The 2,732-nt window shown below is 61.3% G+C and carries 5 protein-coding genes; 2 read left to right on the forward strand and 3 right to left on the reverse strand.

The features are described 5' to 3' along the window. Positions 1–195 precede the first annotated feature (195 nt). The 3 genes from AC5JJ6_RS08030 to AC5JJ6_RS08040 form a co-directional block, all read right to left on the reverse strand. Positions 196–414, reverse strand: a complete 219-nt coding sequence (locus AC5JJ6_RS08030; protein ID WP_496041533.1) for an SEC-C metal-binding domain-containing protein — start codon at positions 412–414, stop codon at positions 196–198. Positions 415–438: 24 nt separating this feature from the next. Next, complete coding sequence (locus AC5JJ6_RS08035) at positions 439–882, reverse strand: UPF0149 family protein (protein ID WP_496041534.1); 444 nt, start codon at positions 880–882, stop codon at positions 439–441. Positions 883–1,039: 157 nt separating this feature from the next. Continuing rightward, positions 1,040–1,357: a calcium-binding protein gene (locus AC5JJ6_RS08040; protein WP_496041535.1), complete on the reverse strand. Its 318-nt coding sequence runs from the start codon at positions 1,355–1,357 to the stop codon at positions 1,040–1,042. A 153-nt stretch (positions 1,358–1,510) separates the two neighbouring features. On the opposite strand from AC5JJ6_RS08040, the gene AC5JJ6_RS08045 reads away from it, so the two are divergent. Then, on the forward strand, positions 1,511–1,837 hold the full coding sequence (locus AC5JJ6_RS08045; protein ID WP_496041536.1) for a hypothetical protein: 327 nt from the start codon (positions 1,511–1,513) through the stop codon (positions 1,835–1,837). 27 nt (positions 1,838–1,864) lie between these two features. Further along, on the forward strand, positions 1,865–2,014 hold the full coding sequence (locus AC5JJ6_RS08050; protein WP_496041537.1) for a hypothetical protein: 150 nt from the start codon (positions 1,865–1,867) through the stop codon (positions 2,012–2,014). The last annotated feature ends 718 nt before the right edge of the window (positions 2,015–2,732 follow it).

Here is a 2,732-nt window from a genome sequence, read left to right on the forward strand (position 1 = left end):
GTCACCCATGCCTTGGTGCTGTCAGAGGCAGGCCAGGAACCATATCTCGAACGCCTCGGCAAAGTGATGGCCGTCGGGCAGGACATGGGTTGGGGTATTGGCGACGACTTTGCCGACACCTGGGCCGAGGCGGGGTTGGACGTATGAAGAAACATCCAGCGCATCGGCACGAAATCTGACGGAACCCGCTAGTGATCAGGTGCCACAGCACCGCTTGTACTTCTTTCCGGAACCGCATGGACAGGGATCGTTGCGGCCAACCTTTGCTGTCGATCCTGAGACCGTCTGGCGTGCCGGCGGCACAGCACCACGCCGGCGTCCTTTCCAGAATTGATCGATGGCAATGATGGCGGCGGGGAATAAGCCAACCGCCCTCTCCTGGATTTCAGCAATGTTTTCCCGACTGCCCGGCACCAGCGGCAGTCCGTCCTGGTTGGATCAGTGTACAGCGATCGGTGCGATCAGCCCGAATTGCTCAGGCACCAGCAGGGCAGCCCAGGACGCACCACGCAGTGTGACGGCAGCGAAGAAGCCCCGGGCCCAGTCCTCGGCGATCGTCCGGCCAGTGGAGCTGTCCAGAAGAACCGGCTGGTAAGCCTCCGGGGTCCTGTCCAGCATCAGACGAATGTTGCTGTAGTGGCGCAGAATCAGGCTGAGAACTCTACCCGCCTCTTCAATGCTGGTGAATTCCGGCTCACAGCCGCCCCAGATCACGGGCAGCCAGTCGCTGGGCGGGATCATGTCCGGGCTGACCGCGATCCCGGTCACAAAGCCATCCACCTCGGCGGGGCGCATGCAAGTATTCGGTGCGCGGTCGGACATCAGGAAGTCGCTGAGATCCTCCCAGTCAACTGCGGTGTTCGAGGAAGTCTCAGGTGTCATGATGGATCCCGGACAGCGGGGCAAGGTTCTTCACAGTGATGGGCCTTCCGGCCGGCAGGGATGCAGGGGTTGGAGCTGGCATCAAATTCGTTGCCTTCCCGCAACGTGCCGCCGAGATCGATCGCATGATCCCCTCAATGGCTACGGCCAAGCTTCGTCAACTCCCGGTCTGCCATTTCTTCCAGGCGGCGATCCACTGTGCCCCTTTCGGCAGCGGCGTCGGCAGAGGCAAATCGACCAGGCGGATGGCTGCCTTGTCGTTGTCACGGCGGCAAACCGCGACAATGTCATCGTGTTCGGTCAGTTCGATCTGCTCGACCAACACGTCGACGCCGAACAGGCGTGTCGTGAAAGGAAGCTCCAGTTCGTCTTCCAGGCAGGCGAAAAATCCGGCGACCTGTTCCGCTTCATCGTAGCAGTCAACCGTCGCCTCCTCGATTAAGGCGTCAAGGTCTCGACCTGTCGGCATCGCCATGGATTGCCTCGCTTCTGCCTGTCTTCAATCGTATCGGAGATGTATAGCGCCTGGCCAACGGACAAACCATCTCCCAGGGATGACGAGACAGAGGAACAGAGCGCGGACTACCCTGTGTTACCGCGATCATCAACAGCCAACCCTGGTTCAGCCATGCCAGTCTCGAAACATCGCCAGCGTCGCCGACATCCGGTCCATCCTCGTATTGCTGGACCTGCTGCTGGGGAGAACGACACCTCTCGGGAGGTCCTCCGCACCACGATCCTGGAAATCGTCGACAATCAGATCCGCAACCATGATCCGCCGGAGGCACTCGCGACCTATGAACGGCTGGTTGGCCAGGGCCACTCCGATAAGGAGGCTCGACGCCTGATCGGCTGCCTTATTGCCTCTGAGATGGTTGGCATCGTGAACGAGAGCAGGGAATACGACCATCGCCGCTACCTGGCGGCGCTTGAAGCCCTGCCGCGCCTGCCATAGATGCAGAAGCCTTGATGGCGATTGCTGGTGAAGAGCGTGACGGACCTGGAGATTGAGGAGGCGATCCGAGAGGCGTGGACGATCGTGTATGCCGCGTCGGCAGCCTCACCTGCTGCGCGCCGGCTGGCGGCGGCGCTCCTGGCGATGACCGGAGGCATGCCGACCCATCCGCATTGAGTCACTCCCGATGACCTGTGGCGCGATCGTCTGGCCGTTCTCGCTGAACAGGATGCCTGGCTGGCAGCCTGGGGTCCGCGGCCGGGCGAACCGGACTGCCGGGCGCCCCCTGCCCTGCTGCCGGGACGCCAGACGCGGCGCGAGGACGTCTATCTGCTATGGCGTTCAACCGTACGGAACAGCACTGATGCTTACAGCAAGAGCAGAAGAGTGCGCAAGCCGCGATCCCGACGCCGAAGTGACGTCGAACAGCCTAGCCCTACCCGCCCAACGGCGCGCCGAAGCTAATCGCCGTCAGCCGAACTCGAGCCCGGTGGCTGCCAGACGTGAACGGCCGTAGCCGCGAAACCGTCTGACGGCACCCTGCCCTCTCACTACTCACAGCCCAGCGACCGTTGCCAGGTTGATGCGGAAGCGGGCGTGGCTGCCGCAACTCCGGCGACCAGTGACCCTCCCTGCCTTGTGCACCACAGCAAACATCGACAGCAACGGCGGCAGCGCCGTGCCAATTGCGCTGATTCCTGCTGCTTCTACTAACTTCCGATAAGATAAAGGAATCGGAACTAACGATCCTCGCGTTATAGTAAGCATCAATCTGACACTTGCTCTACTTACTTTGAGAGCTGACACAGTCCCTGTTCCAGACGCCGTCAGCGTTGCAGAAAGGAAAGCCAGTGATCGATCGTTGGTGACAATGAGGAACTGCCCACCAGCTCAT

Source organism: Skermanella sp. (genome assembly GCF_059503625.1).

Coding starts and splice junctions, on each gene's coding strand:
- AC5JJ6_RS08035 (WP_496041534.1), bottom strand. CDS start 882: ATGACACCTGAGACTTCCTCGAACACCGCAGTTGACTGGGAGGATCTC.
- AC5JJ6_RS08040 (WP_496041535.1), bottom strand. CDS start 1,357: ATGGCGATGCCGACAGGTCGAGACCTTGACGCCTTAATCGAGGAGGCG.
- AC5JJ6_RS08045 (WP_496041536.1), top strand. CDS start 1,511: ATGCCAGTCTCGAAACATCGCCAGCGTCGCCGACATCCGGTCCATCCT.